This is a genomic window from Lentihominibacter sp. (assembly GCF_046951855.1).
Lineage (GTDB): Bacteria > Bacillota > Clostridia > Peptostreptococcales > Anaerovoracaceae > Lentihominibacter > Lentihominibacter hominis.
Genome location: NZ_JBKTXS010000001.1, coordinates 11114 through 36823, shown reverse-complemented (window position 1 = coordinate 36823; position 25710 = coordinate 11114). Strand labels below are relative to the sequence as shown.

At 38.1% G+C, this 25710-nt stretch carries 26 protein-coding genes; 20 read left to right on the top strand and 6 right to left on the bottom strand.

Going from position 1 to position 25710, the window contains the following annotated elements; genetic code table 11:
• Nucleotides 1-87: 87 nt before the first annotated feature.
• Entirely contained in the window at nucleotides 88-855 is a 768-nt protein-coding gene (locus ACLR96_RS00175) for a YlmH/Sll1252 family protein (protein WP_177270060.1), read from the bottom strand.
• Nucleotides 856-990: 135 nt separating this feature from the next.
• On the opposite strand from ACLR96_RS00175, the gene ACLR96_RS00170 reads away from it, so the two are divergent.
• Both ACLR96_RS00170 and ACLR96_RS00165 read left to right on the top strand, forming a co-directional pair.
• Nucleotides 991-1743 carry a serine aminopeptidase domain-containing protein gene (locus tag ACLR96_RS00170; RefSeq protein ID WP_177270062.1) on the top strand — a complete coding sequence of 251 codons (753 nt, stop codon included), beginning with the start codon at nucleotides 991-993 and terminating at the stop codon, nucleotides 1741-1743.
• Nucleotides 1740-3488 (top strand): DUF4080 domain-containing protein, encoded by a 1749-nt coding sequence (locus tag ACLR96_RS00165; protein ID WP_177270064.1) that lies wholly within the window; start codon nucleotides 1740-1742, stop codon nucleotides 3486-3488. Before ACLR96_RS00170 ends, ACLR96_RS00165 begins: the two co-directional genes overlap by 4 nt.
• Before the next feature lie 129 nt (nucleotides 3489-3617).
• Here the strand turns inward: ACLR96_RS00165 and ACLR96_RS00160 are convergent, their stop codons facing one another.
• Nucleotides 3618-4304 carry a YczE/YyaS/YitT family protein gene (locus tag ACLR96_RS00160; RefSeq protein WP_177270066.1) on the bottom strand — a complete coding sequence of 229 codons (687 nt, stop codon included), beginning with the start codon at nucleotides 4302-4304 and terminating at the stop codon, nucleotides 3618-3620.
• Between the two features lie 178 nt (nucleotides 4305-4482).
• Here ACLR96_RS00160 and ACLR96_RS00155 point away from each other — a divergent pair, with 178 nt between their 5' ends.
• A complete protein-coding gene (locus ACLR96_RS00155; RefSeq protein WP_177270068.1) occupies nucleotides 4483-7161 on the top strand; it encodes an NYN domain-containing protein in 2679 nt (892 codons plus the stop codon).
• Between the two features lie 41 nt (nucleotides 7162-7202).
• On the opposite strand, the gene ACLR96_RS00150 is transcribed toward ACLR96_RS00155, so the two are convergent.
• Nucleotides 7203-9203: a papain-like cysteine protease family protein gene (locus ACLR96_RS00150; RefSeq protein WP_177270070.1), complete on the bottom strand. Its 2001-nt coding sequence runs from the start codon at nucleotides 9201-9203 to the stop codon at nucleotides 7203-7205.
• Nucleotides 9204-9421: 218 nt separating this feature from the next.
• On the opposite strand from ACLR96_RS00150, the gene ACLR96_RS00145 reads away from it, so the two are divergent.
• The 13 genes from ACLR96_RS00145 (at nucleotide 9422) to ACLR96_RS00085 (ending at nucleotide 20543) form a co-directional block, all read left to right on the top strand.
• Nucleotides 9422-10651: an ATPase, T2SS/T4P/T4SS family gene (locus ACLR96_RS00145; RefSeq protein ID WP_177270072.1), complete on the top strand. Its 1230-nt coding sequence runs from the start codon at nucleotides 9422-9424 to the stop codon at nucleotides 10649-10651.
• 9 nt (nucleotides 10652-10660) lie between these two features.
• On the top strand, nucleotides 10661-11407 hold the full coding sequence (locus ACLR96_RS00140; protein ID WP_177270074.1) for a type II secretion system F family protein: 747 nt from the start codon (nucleotides 10661-10663) through the stop codon (nucleotides 11405-11407).
• 13 nt (nucleotides 11408-11420) lie between these two features.
• A complete protein-coding gene (locus ACLR96_RS00135; protein ID WP_177270076.1) occupies nucleotides 11421-12440 on the top strand; it encodes a hypothetical protein in 1020 nt (339 codons plus the stop codon).
• A gap of 54 nt (nucleotides 12441-12494) precedes the next feature.
• A complete protein-coding gene (locus ACLR96_RS00130) occupies nucleotides 12495-12653 on the top strand; it encodes a Flp1 family type IVb pilin (RefSeq protein WP_177270040.1) in 159 nt (52 codons plus the stop codon).
• Between the two features lie 32 nt (nucleotides 12654-12685).
• Nucleotides 12686-13057, top strand: a complete 372-nt coding sequence (locus ACLR96_RS00125; RefSeq protein ID WP_177270078.1) for a hypothetical protein — start codon at nucleotides 12686-12688, stop codon at nucleotides 13055-13057.
• The gene (locus ACLR96_RS00120) at nucleotides 13050-14261 is read left to right on the top strand and encodes a DUF5702 domain-containing protein (protein ID WP_412265057.1); all 1212 of its coding nucleotides are present in this window, start codon (nucleotides 13050-13052) and stop codon (nucleotides 14259-14261) included. Before ACLR96_RS00125 ends, ACLR96_RS00120 begins: the two co-directional genes overlap by 8 nt.
• Nucleotides 14227-14997 (top strand): hypothetical protein, encoded by a 771-nt coding sequence (locus ACLR96_RS00115; protein WP_177270082.1) that lies wholly within the window; start codon nucleotides 14227-14229, stop codon nucleotides 14995-14997. Before ACLR96_RS00120 ends, ACLR96_RS00115 begins: the two co-directional genes overlap by 35 nt.
• A gap of 14 nt (nucleotides 14998-15011) precedes the next feature.
• Complete coding sequence (locus tag ACLR96_RS00110; RefSeq protein ID WP_177270084.1) at nucleotides 15012-15557, top strand: DUF6382 domain-containing protein; 546 nt, start codon at nucleotides 15012-15014, stop codon at nucleotides 15555-15557.
• A gap of 167 nt (nucleotides 15558-15724) precedes the next feature.
• Nucleotides 15725-16216 carry an SPOR domain-containing protein gene (locus ACLR96_RS00105; RefSeq protein WP_177270086.1) on the top strand — a complete coding sequence of 164 codons (492 nt, stop codon included), beginning with the start codon at nucleotides 15725-15727 and terminating at the stop codon, nucleotides 16214-16216.
• Nucleotides 16217-16256: 40 nt separating this feature from the next.
• Nucleotides 16257-17549 (top strand): replication-associated recombination protein A, encoded by a 1293-nt coding sequence (locus tag ACLR96_RS00100; RefSeq protein ID WP_177270088.1) that lies wholly within the window; start codon nucleotides 16257-16259, stop codon nucleotides 17547-17549.
• Entirely contained in the window at nucleotides 17527-19494 is a 1968-nt protein-coding gene (locus tag ACLR96_RS00095) for a bifunctional 4-hydroxy-3-methylbut-2-enyl diphosphate reductase/30S ribosomal protein S1 (protein WP_177270090.1), read from the top strand. Before ACLR96_RS00100 ends, ACLR96_RS00095 begins: the two co-directional genes overlap by 23 nt.
• A gap of 75 nt (nucleotides 19495-19569) precedes the next feature.
• Nucleotides 19570-20043, top strand: coding sequence for a 2-thiouracil desulfurase family protein (locus ACLR96_RS00090; RefSeq protein ID WP_177270092.1), 474 nt, complete (start codon nucleotides 19570-19572; stop codon nucleotides 20041-20043).
• Nucleotides 20040-20543 carry a shikimate kinase gene (locus tag ACLR96_RS00085; RefSeq protein WP_177270094.1) on the top strand — a complete coding sequence of 168 codons (504 nt, stop codon included), beginning with the start codon at nucleotides 20040-20042 and terminating at the stop codon, nucleotides 20541-20543. Before ACLR96_RS00090 ends, ACLR96_RS00085 begins: the two co-directional genes overlap by 4 nt.
• Before the next feature lie 29 nt (nucleotides 20544-20572).
• On the opposite strand, the gene recN is transcribed toward ACLR96_RS00085, so the two are convergent.
• The 3 genes from recN to ACLR96_RS00070 all read right to left on the bottom strand — a co-directional run bounded on the left by recN (nucleotide 20573) and on the right by ACLR96_RS00070 (nucleotide 23305).
• Nucleotides 20573-22192, bottom strand: a complete 1620-nt coding sequence (gene recN, locus ACLR96_RS00080) for a DNA repair protein RecN (RefSeq protein ID WP_177270096.1) — start codon at nucleotides 22190-22192, stop codon at nucleotides 20573-20575.
• A 16-nt stretch (nucleotides 22193-22208) separates the two neighbouring features.
• Nucleotides 22209-22661 carry an arginine repressor gene (locus ACLR96_RS00075; protein ID WP_177270098.1) on the bottom strand — a complete coding sequence of 151 codons (453 nt, stop codon included), beginning with the start codon at nucleotides 22659-22661 and terminating at the stop codon, nucleotides 22209-22211.
• 275 nt (nucleotides 22662-22936) lie between these two features.
• Entirely contained in the window at nucleotides 22937-23305 is a 369-nt protein-coding gene (locus tag ACLR96_RS00070) for a FeoB-associated Cys-rich membrane protein (protein WP_177270100.1), read from the bottom strand.
• Nucleotides 23306-23446: 141 nt separating this feature from the next.
• On the opposite strand from ACLR96_RS00070, the gene ruvC reads away from it, so the two are divergent.
• The 4 genes from ruvC to ACLR96_RS00050 all read left to right on the top strand — a co-directional run.
• Nucleotides 23447-23950, top strand: a complete 504-nt coding sequence (gene ruvC, locus ACLR96_RS00065) for a crossover junction endodeoxyribonuclease RuvC (protein WP_177270102.1) — start codon at nucleotides 23447-23449, stop codon at nucleotides 23948-23950.
• Entirely contained in the window at nucleotides 23947-24549 is a 603-nt protein-coding gene (gene ruvA, locus ACLR96_RS00060; protein WP_177270104.1) for a Holliday junction branch migration protein RuvA, read from the top strand. Before ruvC ends, ruvA begins: the two co-directional genes overlap by 4 nt.
• Before the next feature lie 12 nt (nucleotides 24550-24561).
• A complete protein-coding gene (ruvB, locus tag ACLR96_RS00055; RefSeq protein ID WP_177270106.1) occupies nucleotides 24562-25599 on the top strand; it encodes a Holliday junction branch migration DNA helicase RuvB in 1038 nt (345 codons plus the stop codon).
• A gap of 12 nt (nucleotides 25600-25611) precedes the next feature.
• Nucleotides 25612-25710 (top strand): S-adenosylmethionine:tRNA ribosyltransferase-isomerase (locus ACLR96_RS00050; RefSeq protein ID WP_412265068.1); only part of this gene is annotated, 99 nt, incomplete at its 3' end.

Sequence of the window (25710 nt, the reverse complement as noted above, 5' to 3'; positions counted from 1 at the left end):
AATATATGATAATTTAAAAAGATTATCTAATATGTTGTAAAAAATGGAGTTTTTGGACAGTTGTTCGAAAGCTCCATTTTATTTGTATCATATATATCGCTCCAATGTTATGAATATCCTGTCTTTTCTGGTTTGTCCGCCTACTTCACGAAGATATGCCTTGCCTTTTCCCCTAAGAACTAGCTTATCGCCTTCATTTACTTTTGCATTTGTTTTTTCAGTTTGGATATTGTTTATGAATACTATGCCGGAGCGTATGGCTTCAGCGGCTTTGGATCTTGACATCTGAAATGCTGATGAAATAAGGTTATCCAGCCGAAGTGATGCTACGGTATCTTTTATGAATTGGGTTTTTGCTTCAGGTATGTAAAGCTGGGATATTGGAAGTATCTCAGAAGTGAGAGTCGCTTTACCTGCTTGATTGTAATTCATGAGTATAAAATCTTTGACATCGTCCATGACGATTATATCGGCTCCGGTTTCCGTAACCAATATATCACCTACCATTTCACGTTTCAGGCCGAGACCTGTAAGTGAGCCAAGATAGTCACGATGAGTAAGTTTGCGTCCGCCTTTTGAAGCCTTTATGCGTATAACAGAGATAGGAATGTCTTTTTCATTTGCATAATCAGGGAGAAAAAGGGCAAGAGTACGTTCGGCATCTTCATATCCGCCATAGAAAACACAGCGGATATCACTGCTTTCCTGCGCTAAATTTTTAATTAAAGCATCCATCAGCGATCTTTGATGGAGATCCAGAAAATTAGTGTAAGTTATACGATATTGATTCAGGCATTGTCGGAATTTATCTTCAGCAGATGCTAAAAGTATTTTATCTTCTTTTGTTATTTCCATATTTGTATCTCCTATAATTTCATATTTCATTATATTCAACGGCAATAGACTGTGCAATGTTTTTGTGTATGGAAAGAATCGGTACTGTATGATATCATAAAAATATATAAAAAGCAGGAAACGGGAGGATACAAAATGATAAGTGGATATATAAAAAGAGAAGGTCTTTATGATATTCCATATGTGTCAAGAATAAAGGCTGACGACAGAAAGGTAGTGATTGCAGTTCATGGATTTGCCAGCAGTAAGGCGAGTCCTACTATAAATATGCTCATGGATAAATTCCCCGATGTTGGTATGGGTATAATAGCTTTTGATTTTCCTGCTCATGGTGAGAGCGTCGTAGATGGAGATTTTTTGTCTGTAGACAACTGTGTAAGAGATCTGAGAGATATTGAAAGATATACGAGAAAGATTTGTCCTAAAGCTGAGATCTGTTATTTCGGATCAAGTTTCGGTGCTTATATAACTTTAATATACATTATGAATGATGAGCTCAGACATGTGAGAGCTTTTTTAAGAAGCGCAGCTGTTAATATGTCAGAATACTTTTTGGAGCTTACAGATCAGGAAAAATCAGAGCTTGAAAAAAATGGATATTTCGTGATAAATGACAGTTTTAGGAATTTGAAAGTGACGCGAGAATTGATCGAAGATTTGAGGCGCCACAATCTGATGGAATATTTTGAAGCGGAAGCTGTGTCACTTAAAATGATACATGGAAGCAACGATGAGGATATCGCCTATGCAAGAGCTGCTGCTTTTGCGGAAAAATACGGAATAGAGTTGGTAACTGTAGATGGAGGAGATCATAGACTCTCTGTTCCGGGAGCGCCTCAGAAAGTTTTGAATGAGGCGATAGAATTTTTAAAAGGTGATATAAAATGAGAATACTGCTGATCGCGGTAAACGCTAAATATATACATTCCAATCTGGCCGTGCATAGTTTGGCATCCTATGCAGCAAAAAAGATGAAATATGACAGAACATGCTTTGAGATACCTGAAATAGAGATCGCTGAGTATACTATAAATCAGCCCATGGGAAAGATTTTATCTGATATATACAGGAGAGAGCCGGATCTTATTTTGTTGTCCTGTTATATATGGAATAAAAGAGAGATAGAGGAACTGACTTTCGATATAAGGAAGATAATGCCTTTAAAGCATCTTTGGATAGGAGGTCCGGAAGTTTCTTTTGATGCAGAGAATGTTTTGGATTCAATGCCGGCAGTAAAAGGGGTAATATGCGGCGAGGGGGAAGAAACTTTTTACAGATTGGCTAAAGTATATGGACGAGAAACAGAATGCGATAAACTTGATAAGGATTTGGCGGATCTTGAAGGAATAGTTTTCAGAAATGATGAAGGAGAGATAATAAGTTGCGAGGGTAAAGCCCCTATCAATCTGAGCGATGTGCCGTTCCCCTACGAGAATCTCAGCGATTTCAGCAACAGAATAATATATTATGAAAGCAGTAGGGGCTGTCCTTTCAGGTGCAGTTACTGTCTTTCGTCAGTGGAAAAATCTTTGCGTTTCAGGGATCTGAAACTTGTTAAGAAAGAGCTGGGGCATTTTCTTAAAAACAAAGTTCCTCAGGTCAAATTCATAGACAGGACATTCAATTGTGATCACAGGCATTCAACGGAGATATGGGATTTCCTCAGAGAACATGATAATGCAATAACTAATTTTCATTTTGAAATTGCCGGTGATATCCTGACAGATGATGAGCTTAGTTTGCTTGAAAGTATGAGACCGGGACAGATCCAGTTGGAAATAGGTGTTCAGTCTACTAATGAAAGAACCCTTGATGAAATAAACAGACCTATGGATTTTAAAAGACTAAGACAGGTTATAGGACGTATAAAATCATCAGGTAATATCCATCTTCATCTTGATCTGATCGCAGGGCTGCCTTTTGAGGATTATAACAGTTTTGCAGAGTCTTTCAATGACGTTTTTTCACTGGAGCCTCATCAGCTTCAGCTGGGATTTTTGAAAGTGCTTAAAGGTTCGCCTATAGAAAAGGGTGTGTCTAAATATGGTATGAAATATACTGAATATCCACCTTATGAAATACTTGAAACCAAGTGGATATCATATGATGAACTGATAAAGCTGAAAACCATAGAAGAAATGGTTGAAGTGTATTATAACAGTGGTCAGTTTATGAACACACTGAAATTTATCCTTCAATATACGGAAAGCCCTTTTAGGTTATTTGAAGCCCTTGCGATGTGGTATGAAGAAAAGCGTTTGGAAATGCTGAATTTTTCAAGGAATCAGCGGTATGAAAAACTTTTGGAGTTCGGATATGAATATGTTCCGCAGGAAAATACAGATATGCTGCAAAAAGCTATGATATATGATTATTATTCAAGAGAAAACGTTAAAACCAGACCTGCTTTTCTTGGAAAAGACAGTGTTGAGAAGGATTTCTCTAAAGTTTTTTACAGCAGAGAATCACGGGAACATAGGTATTTGTCAGGAGGAAGATATGATACTGACGATCCTCGTCTTCTCAGAAAACTTACACATCTTGAGAAAATAGATGACAGATACTATTTATTTGATTATACGAAGCGTAACCCTATGAACAATAATGCCAAAATAACAGAGATAATGAAGTGATTACAACTTTACTTATATCGTTCGGCTTTAAGTGATGAGAATAAAGATAAATTTTTATTTTTGGAATTTCATATAAAAAAGCTGGCACATAAACTTATATACTAATGTGTCAGCTTTTTATATATTATTTTATTCTAATGACATAGGCATATGATTATTGCCTATGGCCAGCATCATCTTATTGTGGAAGAAATAATTAAAAGCAGCTATACATCTTCCTACGCCGATCATGCCTATTATTGTTCCTATACCGACACCCACTAAGTGTCCGCTGGCAATGATTCCTATTACAGCAGTTACTGCTACACTGGAAAAATCTATAAAATTTTTGCCGAATCCCAACCCTTTTTCGAGAACGTCACCTACTGTTTTAGCCAGTCCATCGGCAGGATTAGGGATCAGATCCATAGAAATCATCATTGAAGCCCCTATTCCGGTCATTGCAACTGCTATAATGAGCATGATGACTCTTATAAAAAGAGAATCGTCCTGAAGACCGGAAAGGCTGATAAATGTATCATAACCATCACCGAAAATGTCCAGAAATAAACTGAATACTATTGAAAGAGGTATTTGCAGAAGATCTTTCATCTGCCTGTTTTTTCTTTTTAAAATGAATTGAAGTACAACAAAGAACGAATATAATATAAAAGTCATAGCAGGGAAACTGAGATCCCATATTTGAGAAACTGAGTAAGGCAATGAGATCAGCGGAGATACTCCAAGAGCTGTTTTTGTGTTTAAAGTGATTCCGGCTGAAAGTAAAATAACGCCCAGTACATAAAAGAAATAACGATTTAATTGTTGCTTGTCCATGTTTTCACCCTTCTAAAAATTTGTCTTGCTAAAGACCATACATATTTATTATACGCAAATAAGGACATTGTTTCAAGTAGGCAAATTGATTTGCTCTTCAGTTTTCGTGCAAAATCGACTTCTGATTGTTTCTATGTTATAATTACTGAATTATAACATAGAAGGAAGGGGCTTTCCGATGAATAATACATTCGGGAATAAACCACAGAGTCATATTTGTATAGGTCTTTTGGCTCATGTTGATGCAGGTAAGACTACATTGTCAGAGGCATTGCTTTTCGAATCCGGAGCAATAACAAAACTGGGAAGAGTAGATCATCAGGATACTTTTTTTGATACTGATTTCCAGGAAAGAGCCAGAGGGATAACTATTTTTTCAAAACAAGCTGAAATGGAATATGGCGGCAGGACATTCATGCTGCTGGATACTCCGGGTCATGTGGATTTTTCCGCAGAAATGGAACGGACACTGCAAGTTCTTGATTATGCTGTGTTAGTTATAAGTGGCAAAGACGGTGTGCAGGGGCATACTGTTACTTTGTGGAGACTGCTGAAAAAATATGGAATACCTGTATTTATTTTCGTTAATAAAATGGATCTCGGCGGTGCGGAAGAAAATGCTGTTATAAATCAGCTCCAGTGCAGCCTTGATGAGTGCTGTGTAAAATTCGGGAGTGATATCGGCGGAGAATGGATGGAACAGGTGGCTGTATGCGAGGAAGGACTTCTTGAAGAACTTATAGATACGGGATCTATAAGTATAAGGAGTATTAGGAGAGCTATATCAGACAGAAAAATATTCCCGTGTTATTTTGGTTCAGCTTTAAAACTTGAATGTACAGATATATTTTTGGACGGCCTGGCAAAATTCTGTTCGGATAAAACATATCCTGATGAGTTTGGTGCAAAGGTGTATAAGATAACCAGAGATATTCACGGCGGCCGCCTTACACATATGAAGATAACAGGTGGTAGTCTCCGCGTAAAAGAATCTGTAAAAACTTTGCCGGAGGGCTGTGAAGAAGATCAGGAACAAAATGAAAAGGTGGAGCAGATACGAATATATTCCGGGAAAAAGTTCAGAAATTCAGATACAGCTGTTCCGGGCGATATATGCGCAGTTATAGGGTTTAAAAACACATATGCAGGTCAGGGATTGGGATTTGAAGATGAAGCTTCGGAACCGCTTCTTGAATCTGTTTTGATGTATCGGCTGGGGCTGCCGCAGGATATAGATATTCATAAAGCATTTGAGAAGCTCATGCTGCTTGCCGAAGAAGATCCGCAGCTTCACGTTTCATGGGATCGGCAGCATGAGGAGATTCAGATGCAGCTGATGGGACAGGTACAGACTGAAATACTGAAAAATATTATCAAAGAGAGATTTGGATTTGATGTAGAGTTTGGGCAAGGTTCAATAACGTATAAAGAGACCATAAAGGATCCGGTAATAGGAGCAGGGCATTTTGAACCGCTTCGTCATTATGCAGAAGTTCATCTTCTTATGGAGCCGGCAGAAAGGGGCAGCGGGCTTACGATTGATTCTCGATGCAGTGAGGATGTGCTGGACAGAAACTGGCAGCGACTTATTATGACTCACCTTGAGGAAAAAGAACATATCGGGGTTCTTACAGGTTCTCCGATTACGGATATGAAAATAACGGTACTTACCGGTCGGGCTCATCTTAAGCATACTGAAGGAGGAGATTTCAGACAGGCTACTTACCGGGCGCTGAGACAGGGCTTAAGAAAAGCCAATAATATACTTTTAGAACCTTGGTATGAGTTTAGACTCGAAATACCTACAGAGGTGATAGGCAGAGCTATGTCGGATATACAGAGAATGAGTGGAGAAATGGAAGATCCGGAAACATTCGGACATACAGCGGTTATCTCAGGCAAGGCTCCTGTTTCGGAAATGAAAGATTATGCTGTAGATGTGGCTTCATACACTAAAGGCCGGGGAAGGCTGTCATGTTCTCTGTTGGGATATGAAGAGTGTCATAATCAGGATAAAGTTATAAATTCTGTAGCTTATGATCCTGACAGTGATCCGGATAATACAGGTGACTCTGTATTTTGCATCAATGGATCCGGTTTTACAGTAAAATGGGATCAAGCAGATAGATATTTGCACATACAAAGAAAATCTTTCTGTGACGATGACATCGGTTGCAAAGAGTGCGGTTTTTCAAAACCATCTGTATATAATCTTAATTCAGGCAAGACGATGGGAATGGGTAGGAGTCAATCAGAGGAAGAAGAGCTGGATAAGATATTTGAAATGACTTATGGCAAACCAAAATCAAGAAAAATAATACCTAAGAAAGAGATTATTCATGAGGACAAAAAAAAGACAAAGCCTATTAGGATTACTGAAGAATATCTATTGGTAGATGGTTATAATATAATTTTTTCATGGGAAGACTTAAAAGAATTGGCAAAAATAAATATGGATTCGGCCAGAGCGGCGTTGATAGAGATATTGTCTAATTACCAGGGGTATAAGCGATGCCGTGTTATAATTGTATTTGATGCTTATAAGGTAAAGGATGGGAAACGACATGTAGAAAGATATAATGAAATAGATGTAGTATATACTCGTGAAGCAGAAACAGCTGATATGTATATAGAAAAAACAGCTCATGAAAAGAGTAAAGAATTCCATGTAAGAGTCGCCACTTCTGACAGACTTGAGCAGATGATAATAACGGGAAGCGGAGCATTTAAAATTTCTGCCGATGAATTTCGATTGGAAGTGCAGCAGGCCAGTACGGAGATAACAAAGTTCATAGAAAATCATAATATGAAAAACAGACAGCAGAACAGAAATGGGATAGTGATTCCAAAGATATAGAAAAAGACGGTTTCGTATAATGGAAACCGTCTTTTATGTGATTAATTCAGATCAAGAGCTTTTACAACATCTTCATGTTGTGATTTAGGAAATGCTACTATGAATTCATTGTGCATGTTATCCTCATCATAGCTTGAATACCATCCATAGACCAGGCGTTCGAAACTTTCGATAACGTAACCGTCTTGGTTATGGTCTGTAGTGTCGTATGCATCTGCAAGGATAAGGACGTCATCCTGTGTTGCGTCAGGGGTACCCATGTCGTCATACCCTACAATAACCTGCCAGTGTCCGCCCCATTCATCCCATCCTATCATTATAGGGATATCGTTTTCCAGAAGATAGGGGATCAGCCCATACCAGTCTTCTGTAGTGCCGGCCTGCAGACAGTAATCTCCTATGTAGGACTCTTCTCCTTCAGGATCATCAAGATCCTTGTTTGTAAACCAGATCCAGTCTTGATCATGTTCTTCGTTCATGTAGGTGAATATTTCCTCCATTCCGCTCAGATAAGTGGCTCCTGTATCTCCATCCTGCCGATGTTTCGCCAGACTTACATCTGTTTCTCCTTCGGACATATTAAACCAATTCATCACCATAGCTGCAGAGGTGGCTCCGCAAGTCCATTCGGTAGATTGCTGGAGTGTTTTGAAATGAGTAAGTATTTTCAATGTATCGTTGCTTTCCATATTATAAAAATCGAGGAATTTGTAATATGGCGAATAGTTATGATCGCCTGAACGTTCATAGCCTCCTGTAGCTGCGCCTGCCAAGCCGTTATCTCCCAGATATTCTGTATCCGGATAGTATTTTTTGATATCTTCAGCAGTCTTTCCATAAGACATTTTATTATCATCTGTGAATACGCCGGCATTATCGTAATCAGTATTTATACCGTCACCTATAGTCTGTTCATATTTCCAGCCTTCAGCAGGTGCTGCTGTTATAAATTTAGTTCCGGAAACTTCTGAATCCATAGTGAATAAGCCGCTGGAAAGTCTTTCGTAAGATTCGATGGTATAGCCGTCGTTATCTTGATCTGTAGTGTCATATGGATCCATGATGATGAGAACATCATCAAGAGTATCTTCCGTTCCCATATTATCGTATCCGATGATCGTCTGATAATGAGCGCCATATGAATTCCAACCAACTATGATAGGATGCCCTTCCTTTAATTGGTTCTGTATCCATTCAGGGTCATAAAGAAGCTCGGCTCCGTCTTTGTCATCGGAAGTAATGATATCCCATTCTCCTGTTATTCCGAGATCAGTCAGTTTATGGAAGACATTGACCATTTCATCAAGGTCTGTTCCGCGAGCAAACTGATCTCCGTCTTTAGCGCCTCTAAGGGCGGCCAGATCCAGATCATTAAGACCATCTCTCACGCCATACCATTCGAGGACACTGGCGATAGAAGATAATCCGCATGTCCAGCTGGTAGTTTGCAGATAAGTTTTATAACCTGTAAGCATTGTGAGGGTATCATTTGAAGTCGCATGATAATAGTCATTGTCGGACCAGTAGTTTATTTTATTAACATTGGCAAAATCTGTCGTACCGCTGTAGTCTCCAAGTTTGAATCCGGAAAGGATACGTTCACCCATAGGGATTCTGTATTCTGCCGAAAAAACCTTTTCGCCCGTTTCATCATCAACGGCAGGATCGGAATCTATACCAGCACCTTCAATCCATGCGGTATCTTCATCCCAGAAATCTGCTTTGTCCTCATAAGGAACAATCTCGACTTTTCCGGCAACGCCATTTTCATCTTTCTCTGAAAGTTTGGTGAAATTGCCTACTATAGTTTCTTCAGATAGTTCGCTTTCTTTGAATTTTTCGCTTTCTGCATCCCACATGACTACTTCGGCGTCATCACTTATCTCTGTAAAATTTATGAGATTATCGCTGTATTCGCCTGTCAGTATGAAATGTTCGGGGGCAGTCTTGTCGGCTTCAGCTTTGTTGCTGCTGCCGCAACCGTAAAGACCGAACATCAATACCATTGAAAGAGAAACTATAATTGCTGTTAATTTTTTCATTTTTTCTATACCCTCCTTCATTCTCTTAGTTGTAAAATTCATTATATATTGAATATTATAAAAATTCAATATATATAATAAAATTTATAGTGTAAATAAAAAGATTGCGAATGAAAAAAGCTCTTTAATGCATATATGTCGAAATTTGTCGAACAGAATTGATTGTAAAAAATTTACAAATAATGTATTATATCATTGAAAGGAAAAAAATGTTAATTATGGAAAAACATGAAAAAGAACAAAAAGGTTTTTATCAGCCTGAGGATATAAAAAAATATTTATCTGAAGTGAGACTGATGATAACAGATTCGGAAGGAAACTTAAGCGATGAAGAGGCTCTTGAGAAAATAGAGATATTTGTTTTTTCTCTGGAAAAAGCCCAGAGCTGTAGCCATAGAGAAAACAGAATGCTGATAGAACGTCTTTTTCTTTCTCTCAGAAGAGAGATGGACATATTACAGCCATATGTGGAAGATAAATCAATATCAGAGATAATGGTAAATGGAAAAGATCATATCTTCATAGAAAGGAATGGCATTCCCGAACGAGTAAAACTTACTTTTGACAGTACTGAGGATTTGGAGGAGCTGATAAGGCGCATAGCTTCAAGAGTACATAGGGAAATAAATGAGCTGAATCCTATCGTTGACGCCAGACTTTCGGATGGCTCCAGAGTAAATGCCATATATAAAAATATTGCTTTAAATGGCCCTATTCTTACTATAAGAAAATTTCCTGAAAATGTAATGAAAATGGAAGATATGATAAAAAGCGGAACAATAACAAAAGATGAAGCGAATTTTTTGAAGGCGCTGGTTATTTCAGGATACAATTGTTTTATATGTGGGGGAACTTCATCAGGAAAGACGACTATGTTAAATGTGTTGTCACAGTTTATTCCTATTCATGAAAGGGTGGTGGTAATAGAAGATTCCGCAGAACTTCAGATAGAACAGGTAGAGAATATAGTCCGGCTGGAATGCAGGAGCGCCAATGTTCAGGGAAAAGGAGAAGTTGATATGTCACACCTTGTAAAAGCAAGTCTGAGAATAAGGCCTGATCGCATTGTCATAGGAGAAGTAAGAGGAAAGGAGGTGATGGATATGATACAGGCTCTCAATACAGGTCATGACGGAAGCTTAAGCACAGGCCATGCGAATAGCATAGAAGGTATGCTTAAAAGGCTTGAGGCAATGTTTCTTCAAGCTGCAGATTTTCCAGTTGAAGCTATAAGGAGTCAGATAACTGAAGGGATAGATGTAATGGTACATATGAGCAGAATGAAGGATGGAAGCAGAAGAGTTCTTGAGATTGCGGAGCTTGAAGGTTTGAAAGATGGGAAAATAAAAGTCAATTCCCTTTTTAAAAGAGGTAGAAGACTGGCAGACAGTAAGCTTTTGCATTGTGAAAAATTGTATCTGGCAGGATATAGCGAAGATGGTTTTTAGGGGGATGGCATGGTACGTGATTACTCTGTATATGAATTGTCGGTTAAAGAAAAGTTACTTTTTTATTTGGTAGGGTATGTATGCATATTTGTTGTCGTTTATCTTTTTTACCACAGCATGATATTGTCTCTTGTATCGGGGGTATTGGTACATAAGGCTGTTCCATATTTCAGAAAACGTATGGCAGCCAGGAGATTAGCTGTGTTGAATATACAGTTTAAGGACATGCTGTATTCATTATCCGCCTCTGTGGCAGCCGGCCGTCAGATGGAAGACGCTTTGATAGAAGCGGAAGAAGATCTTTCATCTATGTATGAAAAGGATGAGCCAATTATGAAGGAACTGAGGCGTATGAAAATAAGTATGACAGAAAACAAAGAGAGCGATAAAGCATTACTGAAAGATTTCGCTTCAAGGAGCAGAAGCGAAGATATAAATAATTTCGTGCAGGTATATATCATCTGCAGGAATATGGGAGGGAATTTAGAAAAGATAATAGGACATACGACGGAGATATTGACAGATAAGATGAACATAGACAGGGAGATAAAAACCATAACTTCTCAGAAGAAAGTTGAGGGCAGGATAATATCTGTAATGCCGCTGCTGATGTTGCTGATGTTGAATATTTTTTCCTATTCGTATATTGAACCCTTGTATATCACATTAACAGGAAGACTATTGATGACGGCAGCATTGGCAGCTACATTTTATGGAATATGTCTGATGGAGAAAATTTCAGAAATACGGGTTTGAGAGGGCAACAATTATGGAGAGTAATAAAGGCAGTGGGATTACTAAAGAGGCAGCCGCTGAAAATGCAAGAAAGCAGATTACAGCAGTAGTGATTGCAGGAATCATCCTGCTGATTATAGATTTGATTATATCATTTTCCGAAAAAGATATACAAGTGATGGAATCGGGCGGACAGTTATATGTTACACGCCCCATGGAGGGGCAGAATTCAAAACAGCTGATGTTCAAGGTGAAAGTAGTTGGAAAAAAAGATACATTGGAAAAAAAGATGGGTGTCACTATAAAATCTTACGACGATAAAAGCAAAGCGGAGAAAAAAGAACATGATGAAAGCTTTGAGAGCACTGAACGTGAACAAATCGAATCCGGGCTTAGAAATACAGTTTTGCATTTGAACAGTGACAGAACAGAAAGTAGGGTAAAACTTCCGGATACCCTCGATACAGGGCAGAGAATTTCATGGGAAATTCAAGATAACATGTCGTCTAATGCTGTTCCGATAACAATTCTTATAATTATGATTGCCTTTTTTATCTATAAAAACAGATTTGCTATGATAGAGAAGCAGAAAAAGAAGGATGGTGAATCAGTTATAAGGCAGCTTCCTGAATTCGTAAATAGACTTGTTCTGTTGCTTAACGCAGGGCTTGTTCTCACAAGTGCTTTTGAGAAATCAATAGAGGAAAGTTTTGACTCGGAAAATGAAGGAGATTATTTTTACAGAAGGCTTAGGGAGATATATACGTCGTGTAAAACTGCCAATGGTTCGATGCACAGTGAATTAAAAACGATGGCTAAGGAGTGTGGGGTAAGGGAGCTCATGAGAGTATCCAATATAATAAATGATAATGTCAGAAAAGGGGTGCAGCTTACTGATAAACTTCATGCAGAGAGTGAGTTGTTATGGTTGAGCCGTAAGAAAGCCTGCGAAGAAAGAGGTCGTCTTGCGGAAACGAAGCTTACTTTACCTCTTATGATATTTCTGATGGTACTGATAGTTATAACAATTGCACCTGCTTTACTGGAACTTTGATTATTTTGAGACGGGAAAAGATACAAAAACAGAATTGAGAATGGAGGAAAAATCGTGAAATTCAGTATTATAAAATTTAAAAGCAAAAAAGGAATGGAACTTGTGCAGGTAGCCATCCTGGTTGCATTGGCAGTAGCACTCGGACTTATATTCAAAACAGAAATAACTGATTTTGTAAATAAGACATTTGAGGGATTAAGTGATTTTAATTGAAAATAGAAAACAGTAAGAGGGGAAGTTATATAATGGAGGCATCAATAGTGCTTCCGATGATTATATTTGCTGTCATAACTGTGGCTTTAATAATTATGTTTTTTTACAGTCAGATTACAGATCAATGCAGGCTTCATATAGCTATAAGGAGTGAAGCCGGAGCAGCCACAGGCAGAACTGTATATTTTGAAGAGGATGAAAATGATTTTAATGATGAAATAGAAATATATACGGATAAGAAGCTCACAGGATGCGAGGTGAATGGGAAAAAATATCTTATAATGAAATACAAAGGAATTCTGGAAAAGAAAGGCGTGTTTCTTGTCACGGGAAAATGCACAGGCACTGACGGGCCTGCCTATGTGAGATATCACAGACTTATGGAGGATATGAGGAATGAATAGTAAAAGGGGAAGCAGTGCGGTATTCCTTATGGTGATATTGGCTGCTCTGATATCTATAACATTATCCCTCATATATGGAATCAGAGAAGAATGTGTGAAAAGCCGTACAGATGGAATAATGAGCTTGGCAGGCGATTCAGTTATGTCTGAATATAATTATCATATTCAGGAAGAGTATGGCTTATTTTTCCTTAAGGGAAATGACAGACAAATGGAAGAAAAACTGATGGAATTTGTAAAATATTCGATAAATGATATGAGAGCTGTGAAAGTTGAGAGTATAAATGTTTCGGGAAGCAGATTTTCTGCGGCCAATATTGATCTGATAAAAGATCAGATTTTGGAATATATGGAGTTGGCGAGTGCTGAAGGCAGGTCCGATGTACGAAGGAGCGATACAGAAAAGGAAAGAAGTGATGAAATATCAGAAAACAGAATTTTGAAACATGGTCCTACTGCTGTGTCGCTTCCTTCTGCGGCAATTCCCGATAAAAGTTTGACTTCAACAGCGGAGTCGGCAGCAGATAATATAAAAGAAATAAAGAATGTTTTTAAAAAAGGGACAGATACATATATGATAAATCAGTATATTCTTAAACATTTTAATAATAAAAATAAAACTATAAGCCATCAGCATTTTTTCCGAAATGAAGCGGAATATATATTAGGAGGAGAACTTTCCGATGGAAAAAATGAGAAACGTGTTGATATGGCTTTAAAAGCAATGCGGTTTCCTTTGAATTTGGCCCATATATACAGCGATCCGGAAAAAAGAGCAGAAACTTTTGCTTTGGCTGAGGTGATGACTCCGGGGGCAGCAGCACCGGCTACACAGGCAGCTCTTGCAGCGACATGGGCATATGCAGAATCTGATAATGATGTAGAATTGCTTTGGCAAGGATATAAAGTCCCTGTGAATAAAGATAAGACTACATGGGCCATAAATCTGGACAATGCTGTAGAAGGATTGACAGGGGGAACTATAAAGCCAGATGCCAATAAGGGTTATGACTATAATCAGTATCTTCAGATATTGTTGTTTTTTAAAGACGAGAATGTAAAAATAAGCAGGATACTTGATCTTATACAGATCAATACAAGAATGATATATGATGGAGATTTTTTAATAAATGAACATTCAGTGGGAATAACGATAGAAGCAGAGGTTAATGGTACATATTACGGATATGAGAAAAAGTATTAAGGGATTTTATACATTGGAAGCTGCTGTTTTTCTTCCTTTTGTAATATTAGCAATATTGTCTCTTGGTTATTTCATTAAAATTGAGGGGCTTTGGGAAAACTGTATACACGGAGCCATAGATGAGAGTTCGGTGATAGCTTCTAAGTCATATAGTCCTGTAGAAACGATGATGATTGAGGAGAAAATAAAGAATCGTGTAACAGAAGATAATAAAGAACTGGATACAATAGAAGTGGATAATATAAGAATTATGCATTCGGATTTTCATAATGACAGTTTGATTTCATATGAGATGAAAGCATCAGAATACGTTGAATTTCCGCTGATTTTCAAGAAAGAGTTTACCATGACAATCAAAGTGAAGTTCAGAGGGTTTGTCGGAAGAAAAACCGACGGAAGTCCTCTTGGTGCTTCAGGACTTGAAAACAGTCAGGCGCAACAGCCTGTATGGATATTTCCCCAGTCAGGCAAAAAGTTTCATAAGGAAAACTGTACATATATAAAAGCTTCTGTAAGTCCTGTGATACTCACAAGCAGTGTCAAAAATAAATATGACCCATGTGGAATCTGTAAATCTGGGGATCTCAATTCAGGAAGCATGGTGTTTTGTTTCAAAAGTGACGGCACTTCATATCATAGGGGAGTATGCAGATCTATAAAAAGAAGATGTGTAAAAATTGATAAAACCGAAGCGGAGAAAAAAGGTTATAGAAAATGTAGCAAATGCGGTGGATAAAAGGAGAAGAGGTTATGTGGGAAAACAAGGAATTCAGAATAAGACTTGAAGAAAATTCTATGAAAGATTTTGAAAAGATAATGCTTACTTCCGGAGAGTGCAGTATTTTTATACCTATGGGTTTTATAAGAGAAGGCAGTGGAGAATACGGAAGTTATAACTGCAGCGGATTTGCACCTCTAAACAGTTATCGTATCGAACGTACTGAAGATGCATTATATATTTTGGAAAATGTTCTGTTAATTTTAAAAAGATCAGTTGAGTATTTTATTGATCCGTCAAAAGTAAAGATTACAAATGAAACTGTTTTTTACAATAAAGATACGGGACAGGTCAAAATAGCTTATGTACCTCTTTTAAAGGAAGAGATGAATTTGAAAAAAAATTTGGTTAAATTTATAGGACAGTTAAAATCAGAAATTCGCGATGATAAAGAGAATTATCTTGTAGAAGCAGCTAAGTATATTTATTTCCATAATTATTATTTGCGGGAGATGATAAACAAGGTGGGGGTTTTGAAAAGGCAGGTATATACTGAGGAGAATGCCGGAAAGTCTTAAAACTGAAAGATATATAATTTTATTATATGATGTTTTGAAGCTTTGGCATTTGAAAAAAGTTGTAGTATAATGTAGGATATATTTATTTAACATCTTGTCTTATATTGGAATAAAGCTCTCGCTTTTTTAATAGTATTTAATATACTATAGGAAGAGAGGGAAAAGGAATGCGAAAAAAAAGGCGTCCAAGAAGTTACAGGAGCTCACAGAGAAGGAGTGTTAAGCCCAACTTTATACCGGTCATACTTATTCTCTGCCTATCTGTCGGATGTGGATACGCTACAGCAAAATATGTTGTTGATCCGGTAGTCAATTATGTTCCACAGCTTACTGCAGAAAATGAGAAAAAAACAGATGAGGAGAAAACGGACGGGACCAAAAATACCGACAAAAGCAGCAACGGATCGAGTGTAGTAGAAGATGATATAAAGGTTCAGGAAACTCAGGTAGCCGGATATGCAGTACAATTTGGCTGTTATTCCAGCAAAGCTGCTGCAGAAAGTGCCATGTCTTCGTTAGGTATTTCCGGTCTGCAGGTTATTGAACAGAACAAGATGTATAAAATCACAGGAGAGATATTTGATAGTAAGGATAAGGCGAAGGAAGCTCTTAAATCATCAGGTGTCGACAAAGCTTTTGTGACAACGATATATAAATAAACCGTCTTTAGAATAAAAAACATCAGGAAAAGGAATAAGAATGATACCATTATCTACCAGAATGAGGCCTTCAAAGCTTGGAGAGTTTGTTGGACAAACTCATTTTATGTTTGAGGGATCGCTGTTTTATAATTCTATAAAAAACAGAACCTTTGATTCCGCCATTTTTTTCGGACCTTCGGGTACAGGAAAAACCACATTGGCGAGACTTATAGCAAAAGAAATAGACAGTAGTTTTGTCGAGATAAACGCCTCTACTACAGGGACTAAGGAGTTAAAGGTTATTTTGGATAATGCATCTACAAGATTTTATGGTCTTCAGCAGGAAACTACATGTCTTTATGTAGATGAAGTACACAGATGGAACAAATTACAGCAGGATTCATTACTTAAAGCTCTTGAAGACGGTGTTATAAAGTTTATCGGAAGTACAACCGAGAATCCATATTTTTCTGTAAATAATGCTGTGATAAGCCGTGTAAGAAATATATATGAATTCAGAAGGCTCGAGACGAATGAAATTTTATCTATATTGGAAAGAACCCTTAAAGATAAGGAAAAAGGCTTTGGTGGACTTGACATAAAATATGATGACGATGCACTTCGTATACTGGCAGATATGAGTAATGGAGACTGCAGAGTAGCTTTGGATACTCTGGGGTTTATTGTGGATAATCTAAGCGAGGGAAAAGTTATAGACAGGAAGATCGTAGGAGAAGCTATGCAGAAGCAGACTACGTTTTATGATAAAGAAGAAGATAAATATAACCTGCTCTCGGCACTTCAGAAATCTGTAAGGGGAAGTGATCCTCATGCAGCAGTTCATTATCTGGCGAGACTTCTTGAGGGCGGAGCGGATATAGTTATGATAGGGCGAAGGCTTATGGTAATGGCAAGCGAAGATATAGGTATGGCTTATCCGAATGCTGTTACTATAGTTACTTCATGCGTTCAGGCAGCGCAGATGGTGGGATTGCCGGAGGCAAGGATCAATCTTGCACAGGCCGTAGTATTAATGGCCTCGTGCCCTAAATCCAACGCTTCGAATGAGGCACTAAATAAAGCTTTGTCTGATTTGCACAGCAGAAAGATAGATGATGTTCCTGATCATCTTAAAGATTCCCATTATAAAGGAGCTAACAGTTTAGGAAGAGGACTTGATTATAAATATCCTCATTCATATGGAGGTTATGTGACGCAGCAGTATTTACCGAATAATTTATATGAGGAACGAGTTAAATACTATTTCCCTACGGAAAACGGAAGTGAAGGATCATTTAAACGATATCTGGAAGAATTGGAGAATATAGATGAGAAAAATAATAAGAGCTGAATATGCCGGATTTTGTTTTGGTGTAAGACAGGCTATAGAAAAGGCTGAAGAAGCTGCGCGAAACAGTATTGGCGATATATTTTCCATGGGATCCTTGATCCATAATGAAAGAGTGACGCAAGATCTTGAAGCAAAAGGGATAAAGATAATCAATAATCTGAATGAAGTCAGTGAAGGGGATAAGGTTATAATAAGATCCCATGGTGAAGGGAAAAATTTTTATGACGAGGCGGATATAAAAAAAATACAGCTTGTAGATGCGACATGTCCATTTGTGGCAAAGATACATAATCTTGTTCATGATACAGATAAGCAGGTGGTTATAGTTGGTGACAAAGAGCATCCGGAAGTAATGGGAATATTCGGATGGTGTAGGAAGCCTGCTCTTGTGATCAGCTCATACGATGAAGCGGCAGCGATAAAAGAAGATGATCTTTTTGTAGTAACTCAGACGACTATAAGAGAAGAGGTGTTGTTTGATGTAATAAAAGCACTGGAAGATAAAAATAAGGTGTTTCATGTCAATAATACTATTTGTAGTGCGACAACTAAACGGCAGAAATCATGTGAAAAGCTGGCAAAAGAATCAGATATTATGATAGTCATAGGCGGGAGAAAAAGTTCAAATACTAAAAAATTATGTGAAATTTCCAAAAAATTCTGCAAAAATACCTTTTTTGTTGAAAATATTAAAGATTTACCGTTGAAAGAACTTCAAAAATGTAATAGAATAGGAGTAGCGGCAGGTGCTTCGACACCTGAATGCACTATTAAGGAGGTTATTGCCAGAATGAGTGATGTTACACTTGAAAACAATGAATTGAACATGAACGATCTTATGGACGAAATAGAGAAGTCCCTGAGATTACCGAGAGGTGGCGAGATCGTCACAGGGAAGGTTCACCAAGTTACTGACAAAGAAGTTATTGTAAATCTAGGATGCAAAAAGGATGGAATTCTCCCTATCTCAGAGGTGAGCTTGGAAGAAGGGCAGACTTTATCAGACGCTTTTAAAGTCGATGACGAGATCCAAGCGAAAGTTATAAAAACAGACGATGGTGATGGCGGCATCTTGCTTTCAAAGAAAAAGTTGGAAATCAGCGCTAATTGGGATGAAATTGTCAAGGCGCTTGAAGATAAAACAATACTTGAAGTTAAAGTAACTAGACCGGTAAACGGAGGAGTTATTGCTGAATATAAGGAAGTCTCAGGATTCATTCCGCTTTCTCAGCTTTCCGATCATTATGTTGAAAATGCAGAAGAATTTGTTGGTCAGACTATGGAGGTAAGGGTTTCCAGAGTAGATCAGAGAAGAAACAGAGCTGTATTTTCACATAAACTGTTCCTTAATGAAGAAAAGGATAAGCTTGTTGCGGAAATTTGGGAAAATCTCAATGTAGATGATGTTGTTGAAGGTACCGTAATGAGATTTACCGATTACGGCGCATTCGTAGATATCGGCGGAATAGACGGTCTTCTTCATATTTCAGAGATATCATGGGGCAGGCTTAAGCATCCGCAGGAAGTTCTCAGCATAGGCGAAAAGATCAATGTGAAGGTGCTTTCGATGAATGCAGAAAAAGGAAAGATTTCGCTGGGGCTTAAGCAGAATCAGCCGGAGCCTTGGAGCGTGATTGATGAGAATTATCAAATTGGACAGGTTATCGAAGGAAAAGTTGTTCAGATTAAAGAATACGGCGCTTTTGTTGAATTGGAACCTGGACTTGACGGACTCGTACATATTTCCGAAGTAGCTCATAAGAGAGTCGGAAACATAAATGATGAACTTGAAATTGGGCAGACAGTTACTGCTAAGATTCTCGAAATCGATAAAGACAGAAAAAGAATCAGCCTAAGCATCAGAGAGACGATAGATCCTCCTACGGAGGAAGAAGCTGCAGCACAGGAAGTTGAAGAAGCAGCTGAGATTGCAGAAGAAGCATAGAGCGAACATGATAAAAAATTCAGGAGATGGCGAACCATCTCCTGTTTTTTATCATGAAAGAAGGGATGGTATACAATGAAAAAAATTTTGGTAAGTCAATGCTTGTATGGGGGCTGTCCTGTTAGATATGATGGTAAATCTAAAGCTGAAAATGATGAGCGATTCCTGCGGTGGAAGGCTGAAGGTCGTTTGATTCCTGTATGTCCTGAGGTTTTTGGAGGACTTACGGTCCCCAGATCAGATGCCCAGAGAAGACAACATAAAGTAGTGACCAGACAGGGAGTGGATGTGACTGAATCGTATATGAAAGGCGCCATAGAAGCTGTAAGACTTGCCAGAGCTTACAATGTGATATGTGCATTAATGAAAGAAAAGAGTCCTTCGTGCGGAAGCAATATGATATATGATGGAAGTTTTTCGGGAAAAACAGTAAAAGGAGAAGGTGTGACTACAGAGCTTTTAAGAAAATCAGGATTTCGGGTTTTTTCGGAGAATCAGATAAATGATGTACAGTCGTTAATAGATGAAGAAGAAGGAGCTATAAGATGAAAAACATAGTTTTGATAGGAATGCCGGCATGCGGTAAAAGTGTTACAGGTGTGGTTTTAGCAAAATCGTTAAAGATGAATTTTTTGGATACGGATCTGCTGATACAGGAAGAGGCCGGAAAGGGGCTTCAGGATATAATAAACAATGATGGAATTGAGGTTTTTAAAAAACTGGAAGAACAGGTAATCAGTTCCGTAACTGTGCAAAATACAGTAATTGCTACAGGGGGGAGCGCTGTTTATTATGATTCGGCCATGAAACATCTGAAAGAAAACGGTATAGTAGTGTATATAGAGGCTTCTCTTTCTGTAATAAAAAAACGCCTCAAAAATATAAAAACAAGAGGCGTTGCGATGGAAAAGGGGCAGACTATAAGCAGTTTGTATGAAATGAGAGTTCCGCTTTATGAAAAGTATGCTGATTGTAAGGTGGTCTCCGATAAATATCATTCGGAAAATACAGTTGCTGCTATAATAGATGCAGTTAAAAATTACAGGTAAAATATTTTTTTGTATTGCTTCTTAATTTTTTAATGTGAGGCTTCTATCAGTTCTTCTGCTGATTTGAGTGTAGTATCTGTTATGTTGGATCCCCCTAAAAGCCTTGCTATTTCATGGATTTTTTCTTCATGTGAAAGGGGAAGAATGGTAGTATATGTCATCGTATCGTCAGAAATCTTCGAGATTTTGTAGTTATGTACACCATAAGCTGCTATCTGCGGAAGGTGAGTGATACATATGATCTGATGACTTTGTGCTATTTCTTCGAGTTTATTTCCGACAATGCTGGCAGTTATTCCGCTTATGCCACTGTCTATTTCATCGAAAATCATAGTAGGGATCTCGTCGTAATCTCCGATAATTTTTTTAAAAGCAAGCATTATTCTTGACATTTCTCCTCCGGAAGCGATTTTACTCAATGGTTTAAGAGGTTCTCCCTTATTGGTACTTATCATGAATTCCGCAATATCTGATCCGTTGGATGTGAAAGCGTCTGCCTTTTTAAATTGTATGGAAAATTTGGCATCATTGAAATTCAGCTCTTTAAGTTCGGCTGTTATTTTTTCCTCCAACTGTTTTGCTGCCTCTTTTCGGATAAGCGAAAGATTTTCGCAAGCTGAAATGAGAGCTTTTCGGTGTTTGGCAAGCTTTTTTTCAAGTGTTTCTTTAATATTATCTGCAGATTGTATTGAAGAGAGCTTTTCATCAAGTTGTTTTTTATACTGGATCAGTTCTTCTATGGATTTTCCATGTTTGTTTTTCAGTTTATTAATAGTTTCCAAGCGAGATATACACATATCAAGCTCATTCGGTGAAAAGACTGTATTGTCTCGACAATCTCTTATAGAAGAAGAGATATCTTCAAAATCATAATAAAGCTCACTGAGCCTTTTGCTCAGCATTTCTATTTCCGGAGAATACGAAGATATTTCTCCAATCATATCCGAAATACGTTTTAATGCGGAAAGTGCTGAGTATTCATCTTCAGAAGCAACTTGATAGGCGCCTGCCAGGTTTTCATATATTTTTTCACTATTTTGAAGAAGCCGGACTTTTTCTTCTAAATCATCGTCTTCTCCTTTTACTAATTTTGCATTCTGAAGTTCATCAAATTCATACTGCATAAAATCGCGTTCACGATTTCCTTTCGCCACATCTGCAAGAAGAACTTTAAGCTTTGATCTTATTTCGGAGTAATTTTCGTATTCTTCAATGACTTTGTCTTTTGCAGGTTTTATCTCTTCTTTGTGGTATAGATCAATAAGATTGATATGGTAATCCGGGTTGAGAAGAGACTGGTGGTCATATTGCCCGTGGATATCAGCGAGTTTTTTGCAAAGAGAATTCAGATGAGTTAAAGTTACTATCTCATCGTTTATCTTGCAAATATTTTTGCCTGAAGCCGAGATTTCTCTGGTTATTATATATTCTTTTCCATCATGATCTGCGATCATCTGTATCAGTGCCTTTTTTTTACCTGAACGAATAAAAGCAGTATCTGCCCGGCTTCCCAGAGCAAGGCTCACTGCTTCTATTACTATTGATTTACCTGCACCGGTTTCTCCGGTAATGATATTAAGTCCATCGTAAAAATCTATTTCTGCGTTTTCTATTACGGCAAAATCTTTTATTTTGAGATGTCTGATCATTTATAGTATACCTCTGTTATTTTTTTAGCATGTTTTCTAAAATTTCCACTACTTTGGGAGCGTTTTCAGGATCATCTATGACAAACATTATAGTATTGTCTCCGGCTACAGAGCCGATAACATTGGGAAGGCCTATGGAATCAAGAGCTTCAGCTGCTGCGCTTGCACATCCGGATAATGTTTTGAGAAGAACTATGTTTCCGGAATGGGCTGTAGATTTGACAGTTTCTCTGAAAATATTTGAAAATCTGTCAGACATAGGACCGTCTGCCTGAGATGGCTGTGCATATTTATACTTCCCTGTAGATGATAAAGTTTTGACTAACTGAAGTTCTTTTATATCTCTTGAAATAGTTGCCTGAGTGACTTCGTAGCCGAAATCTCTGAGCATGGATACAAGTTTATCCTGTGTCTCAATCTCATAAGTTTCAATGAGTTCGAGTATTTTATTCTGTCTTGAGATTCGCATGTTAATTCCTCCGAAAATATTTAGCCGTCGGTCTGCGCAGACGATTGCAGATGGTTTGCAACTTGTCTTGACGCAGGGTGGGATATATTTATAATTATACCATGAAATGAAAAATATTCTCAAGTGTTATGTATTTTTTCTGTGATAAAAATATGTAGGAAGGATTTAAAGATATATACATTGTATAGAGGCTGCCGTTTTAAGGTGAGATTTTTACTCTTCCCTTAAAAAATAAAATAAGAGGCATTCGGGAGCCTCTTAAATATGACCGGCATTCAGGATAACGTAGTTTTTATATCCCGGACTTTGAAGTTTGCTTTTTCGACTGCTTTAATAAGAATTTCATCGCTGATAGGACGGTCCGTAGAGACTACAGCCATATTTTTGTTCAAATTTACTTTCGCTACTGCACCGTTTATTTCGTTTATCCTTTGTTCTACATTTTGTTTACAGTGTTCGCAGTGCATACCTTCGATATATATGATTTTTTCTGCCGTTTTAGGCCCTTGAAGTTTTTTCTTTTTTAATTTTGAGTTTCCGTTTCCTCCGCAGCAGCTGCTTTGTCCTTTGAAATGTTTTATACTGGAGCGTATTGCAAAAATAAGGATAACTGCGATAACAAGAAATATTATTATGTTTTTCATTAATCTCATACCTCCTGAATTTTTTAATATATTATATACCCATATAGGGTATTAGTCAATAAACAAAGAACAGTTGTTTCATTACTAATGTGTTTATGGTATACTTATATAATTATTATGAATATCAGCAAAGGATGTTTTATGAAGATTTTAGGCATAGATCCGGGATATGCGATCTTAGGATACGGCATAGTGGAAAAAATAGGAAATAGATTTAAAGTGTGCAGTTATGGGGCGGTGACAACAGATGCTTCTATGGATATGACTGACAGGCTGGAATACCTATATGATTCTCTTAGAGAGATAATAGATGAGGAGAAGCCCGACGTAGCATCCATAGAGCAGCTGTTTTTCAATACCAATGCGAAGACTGCTATCCTTGTGGGGCAGGCAAGGGGGGTTGCTGTTTTGGCATGTGTAAAAGGAGGTCTTGAGATTGAAGAATATACTCCACTGCAGATAAAGCAGGCGCTGGTAGGCTATGGCAGAGCTGATAAAAAACAGGTACAGATGATGGTGAAAACTATACTGAACCTTAAAAAGATTCCCAAACCTGATGATACAGCGGATGCACTGGCGGCGGCCATATGTCACGGTCATTCAGCCGAGACGAGAAAAAGATTAAAGGAGCTTGATATAAGATGATAGGTTTTATACGAGGATCTCTTGCCGAAAAAGGCGATGGATATATAATAGTAGATGTCAATGGAGTAGGGTATGAGATATTTGTTCCGGCCAATTCCCGCGCTTATCTGAGCAGCGAAGGCAGTGAAGTAATGGTTTATACAGCTATGACTGTCAGAGAAGATGATGTCAGCCTTTATGGTTTTATGCGTAAAGGAGAGCTGGATGCTTTTCGAAAACTGATAACGGTAAGTGGGGTAGGAGCTAAAGCGGCTGTTTCTGTATTGTCAGCCTTTTCACTTGAACAGCTTCAGCAGGCTATAGTATTTGAAGATGTTAAGACTCTTACAAAAGCTAATGGCATAGGAAAAAAGACAGCGGAAAGAATTGTTCTGGAACTTAAAGATAAGTTTAGTACAGAAGAGTGTATATCTGCTTCTGATACAGAGGAAAGCAGCGATCGCGGACAGATCTTGTCAGACGGCAGGAGTGAAGCTGTCAGTGCTCTTATATCTTTGGGATATACAAGAGGAGAGGCGAGTGGAGCGTTGGCTTCCATTACTGACAACGATTTGACGGCAGAAGAATATATAAAACGAGCGCTTAAAAACTTATTTTAGAGGAACAGCATAATGGATTATGAAGAAAGAATAACTGCGGCAGAGTTGGGACAAGGAGAGGGACGATCTGAGATCACTCTTAGACCGCAGACTCTGCAGGATTATATAGGGCAGAAAAAAGCAACGGATAATTTGAAAATTTTTATAGAGGCCGCAAAGATAAGGAAAGAACCTTTGGATCATGTGCTTTTTTATGGTCCTCCCGGTCTGGGCAAAACTACCCTTGCCGGTATAATAGCTAATGAAATGGGCGTAGATATAAGGATAACGTCGGGCCCTGCGATAGAAAGGGCAGGAGATCTGGCGGCAATACTCACAAATCTTAATGAAAATGATGTGCTTTTTATTGATGAGATACATAGACTAAACAGGTCTGTTGAAGAAGTCCTGTATTCTGCTATGGAAGATTTTGCTCTTGATATAATAATAGGAAAAGGTCCTTCTGCAAGATCTATAAGACTTGATATTGCCAGATTCACTCTCATAGGGGCAACTACCAGAGCAGGCAGTTTATCAGCGCCTCTGCGGGATAGATTCGGAGTCAGTTGTAAATTTGAAATGTATACGGCAGAAGAGCTGAAAAAAATAATAGGAAGATCAGCGGAGATTCTGGGGGTATCAGCTGATGAAGCGTCCATGAATGAGATGGCCAAGCGTTCACGGGGAACGCCGCGTGTGGCCAATAGGATGCTTAAACGAGTTCGTGATTTTTCTCAGGTAAAAGGTACGGGGAATATAGATATAGATATAACAAATAAAGCGCTAAAAGCTCTGGGCGTAGATGAGATGGGACTTGAAAGCCTTGATAGAGAGATTCTGAGGACGATTATACAGCGCTTTAGAGGAGGACCTGTGGGCATAGATACAATAGCCGCGTCTATAGGCGAGGAAAGGGTTACTATTGAGGATGTTTATGAGCCATATCTTATCCAGATAGGGTTTCTTCATAGGACGCAAAAAGGAAGAGTTGTCTCTGAGGCAGCTTATAAGCATCTGGGAATAGCAGCAGATGATGGAGAAAAACAATTTACTGTTACAATAAGTGATTAAGAGGATATTTGCATGAGAATCAGTGATTTTGACTATAATCTGCCGGAAGAGCTTATAGCTCAGAAACCGGCTGAAAGAAGAGACAGTTCCAGACTTTTGGTGGTTCATAGA

Coding starts and splice junctions, on each gene's coding strand:
- ACLR96_RS00175 (WP_177270060.1), bottom strand. CDS start 855: ATGGAAATAACAAAAGAAGATAAAATACTTTTAGCATCTGCTGAAGAT.
- ACLR96_RS00170 (WP_177270062.1), top strand. CDS start 991: ATGATAAGTGGATATATAAAAAGAGAAGGTCTTTATGATATTCCATAT.
- ACLR96_RS00165 (WP_177270064.1), top strand. CDS start 1,740: ATGAGAATACTGCTGATCGCGGTAAACGCTAAATATATACATTCCAAT.
- ACLR96_RS00160 (WP_177270066.1), bottom strand. CDS start 4,304: ATGGACAAGCAACAATTAAATCGTTATTTCTTTTATGTACTGGGCGTT.
- ACLR96_RS00155 (WP_177270068.1), top strand. CDS start 4,483: ATGAATAATACATTCGGGAATAAACCACAGAGTCATATTTGTATAGGT.
- ACLR96_RS00150 (WP_177270070.1), bottom strand. CDS start 9,203: ATGAAAAAATTAACAGCAATTATAGTTTCTCTTTCAATGGTATTGATG.
- ACLR96_RS00145 (WP_177270072.1), top strand. CDS start 9,422: ATGGAAAAACATGAAAAAGAACAAAAAGGTTTTTATCAGCCTGAGGAT.
- ACLR96_RS00140 (WP_177270074.1), top strand. CDS start 10,661: ATGGTACGTGATTACTCTGTATATGAATTGTCGGTTAAAGAAAAGTTA.
- ACLR96_RS00135 (WP_177270076.1), top strand. CDS start 11,421: ATGGAGAGTAATAAAGGCAGTGGGATTACTAAAGAGGCAGCCGCTGAA.
- ACLR96_RS00125 (WP_177270078.1), top strand. CDS start 12,686: ATGGAGGCATCAATAGTGCTTCCGATGATTATATTTGCTGTCATAACT.
- ACLR96_RS00120 (WP_412265057.1), top strand. CDS start 13,050: ATGAATAGTAAAAGGGGAAGCAGTGCGGTATTCCTTATGGTGATATTG.
- ACLR96_RS00115 (WP_177270082.1), top strand. CDS start 14,227: ATGGTACATATTACGGATATGAGAAAAAGTATTAAGGGATTTTATACA.
- ACLR96_RS00110 (WP_177270084.1), top strand. CDS start 15,012: ATGTGGGAAAACAAGGAATTCAGAATAAGACTTGAAGAAAATTCTATG.
- ACLR96_RS00105 (WP_177270086.1), top strand. CDS start 15,725: ATGCGAAAAAAAAGGCGTCCAAGAAGTTACAGGAGCTCACAGAGAAGG.
- ACLR96_RS00100 (WP_177270088.1), top strand. CDS start 16,257: ATGATACCATTATCTACCAGAATGAGGCCTTCAAAGCTTGGAGAGTTT.
- ACLR96_RS00095 (WP_177270090.1), top strand. CDS start 17,527: ATGAGAAAAATAATAAGAGCTGAATATGCCGGATTTTGTTTTGGTGTA.
- ACLR96_RS00090 (WP_177270092.1), top strand. CDS start 19,570: ATGAAAAAAATTTTGGTAAGTCAATGCTTGTATGGGGGCTGTCCTGTT.
- ACLR96_RS00085 (WP_177270094.1), top strand. CDS start 20,040: ATGAAAAACATAGTTTTGATAGGAATGCCGGCATGCGGTAAAAGTGTT.
- recN (WP_177270096.1), bottom strand. CDS start 22,192: ATGATCAGACATCTCAAAATAAAAGATTTTGCCGTAATAGAAAACGCA.
- ACLR96_RS00075 (WP_177270098.1), bottom strand. CDS start 22,661: ATGCGAATCTCAAGACAGAATAAAATACTCGAACTCATTGAAACTTAT.
- ACLR96_RS00070 (WP_177270100.1), bottom strand. CDS start 23,305: ATGAAAAACATAATAATATTTCTTGTTATCGCAGTTATCCTTATTTTT.
- ruvC (WP_177270102.1), top strand. CDS start 23,447: ATGAAGATTTTAGGCATAGATCCGGGATATGCGATCTTAGGATACGGC.
- ruvA (WP_177270104.1), top strand. CDS start 23,947: ATGATAGGTTTTATACGAGGATCTCTTGCCGAAAAAGGCGATGGATAT.
- ruvB (WP_177270106.1), top strand. CDS start 24,562: ATGGATTATGAAGAAAGAATAACTGCGGCAGAGTTGGGACAAGGAGAG.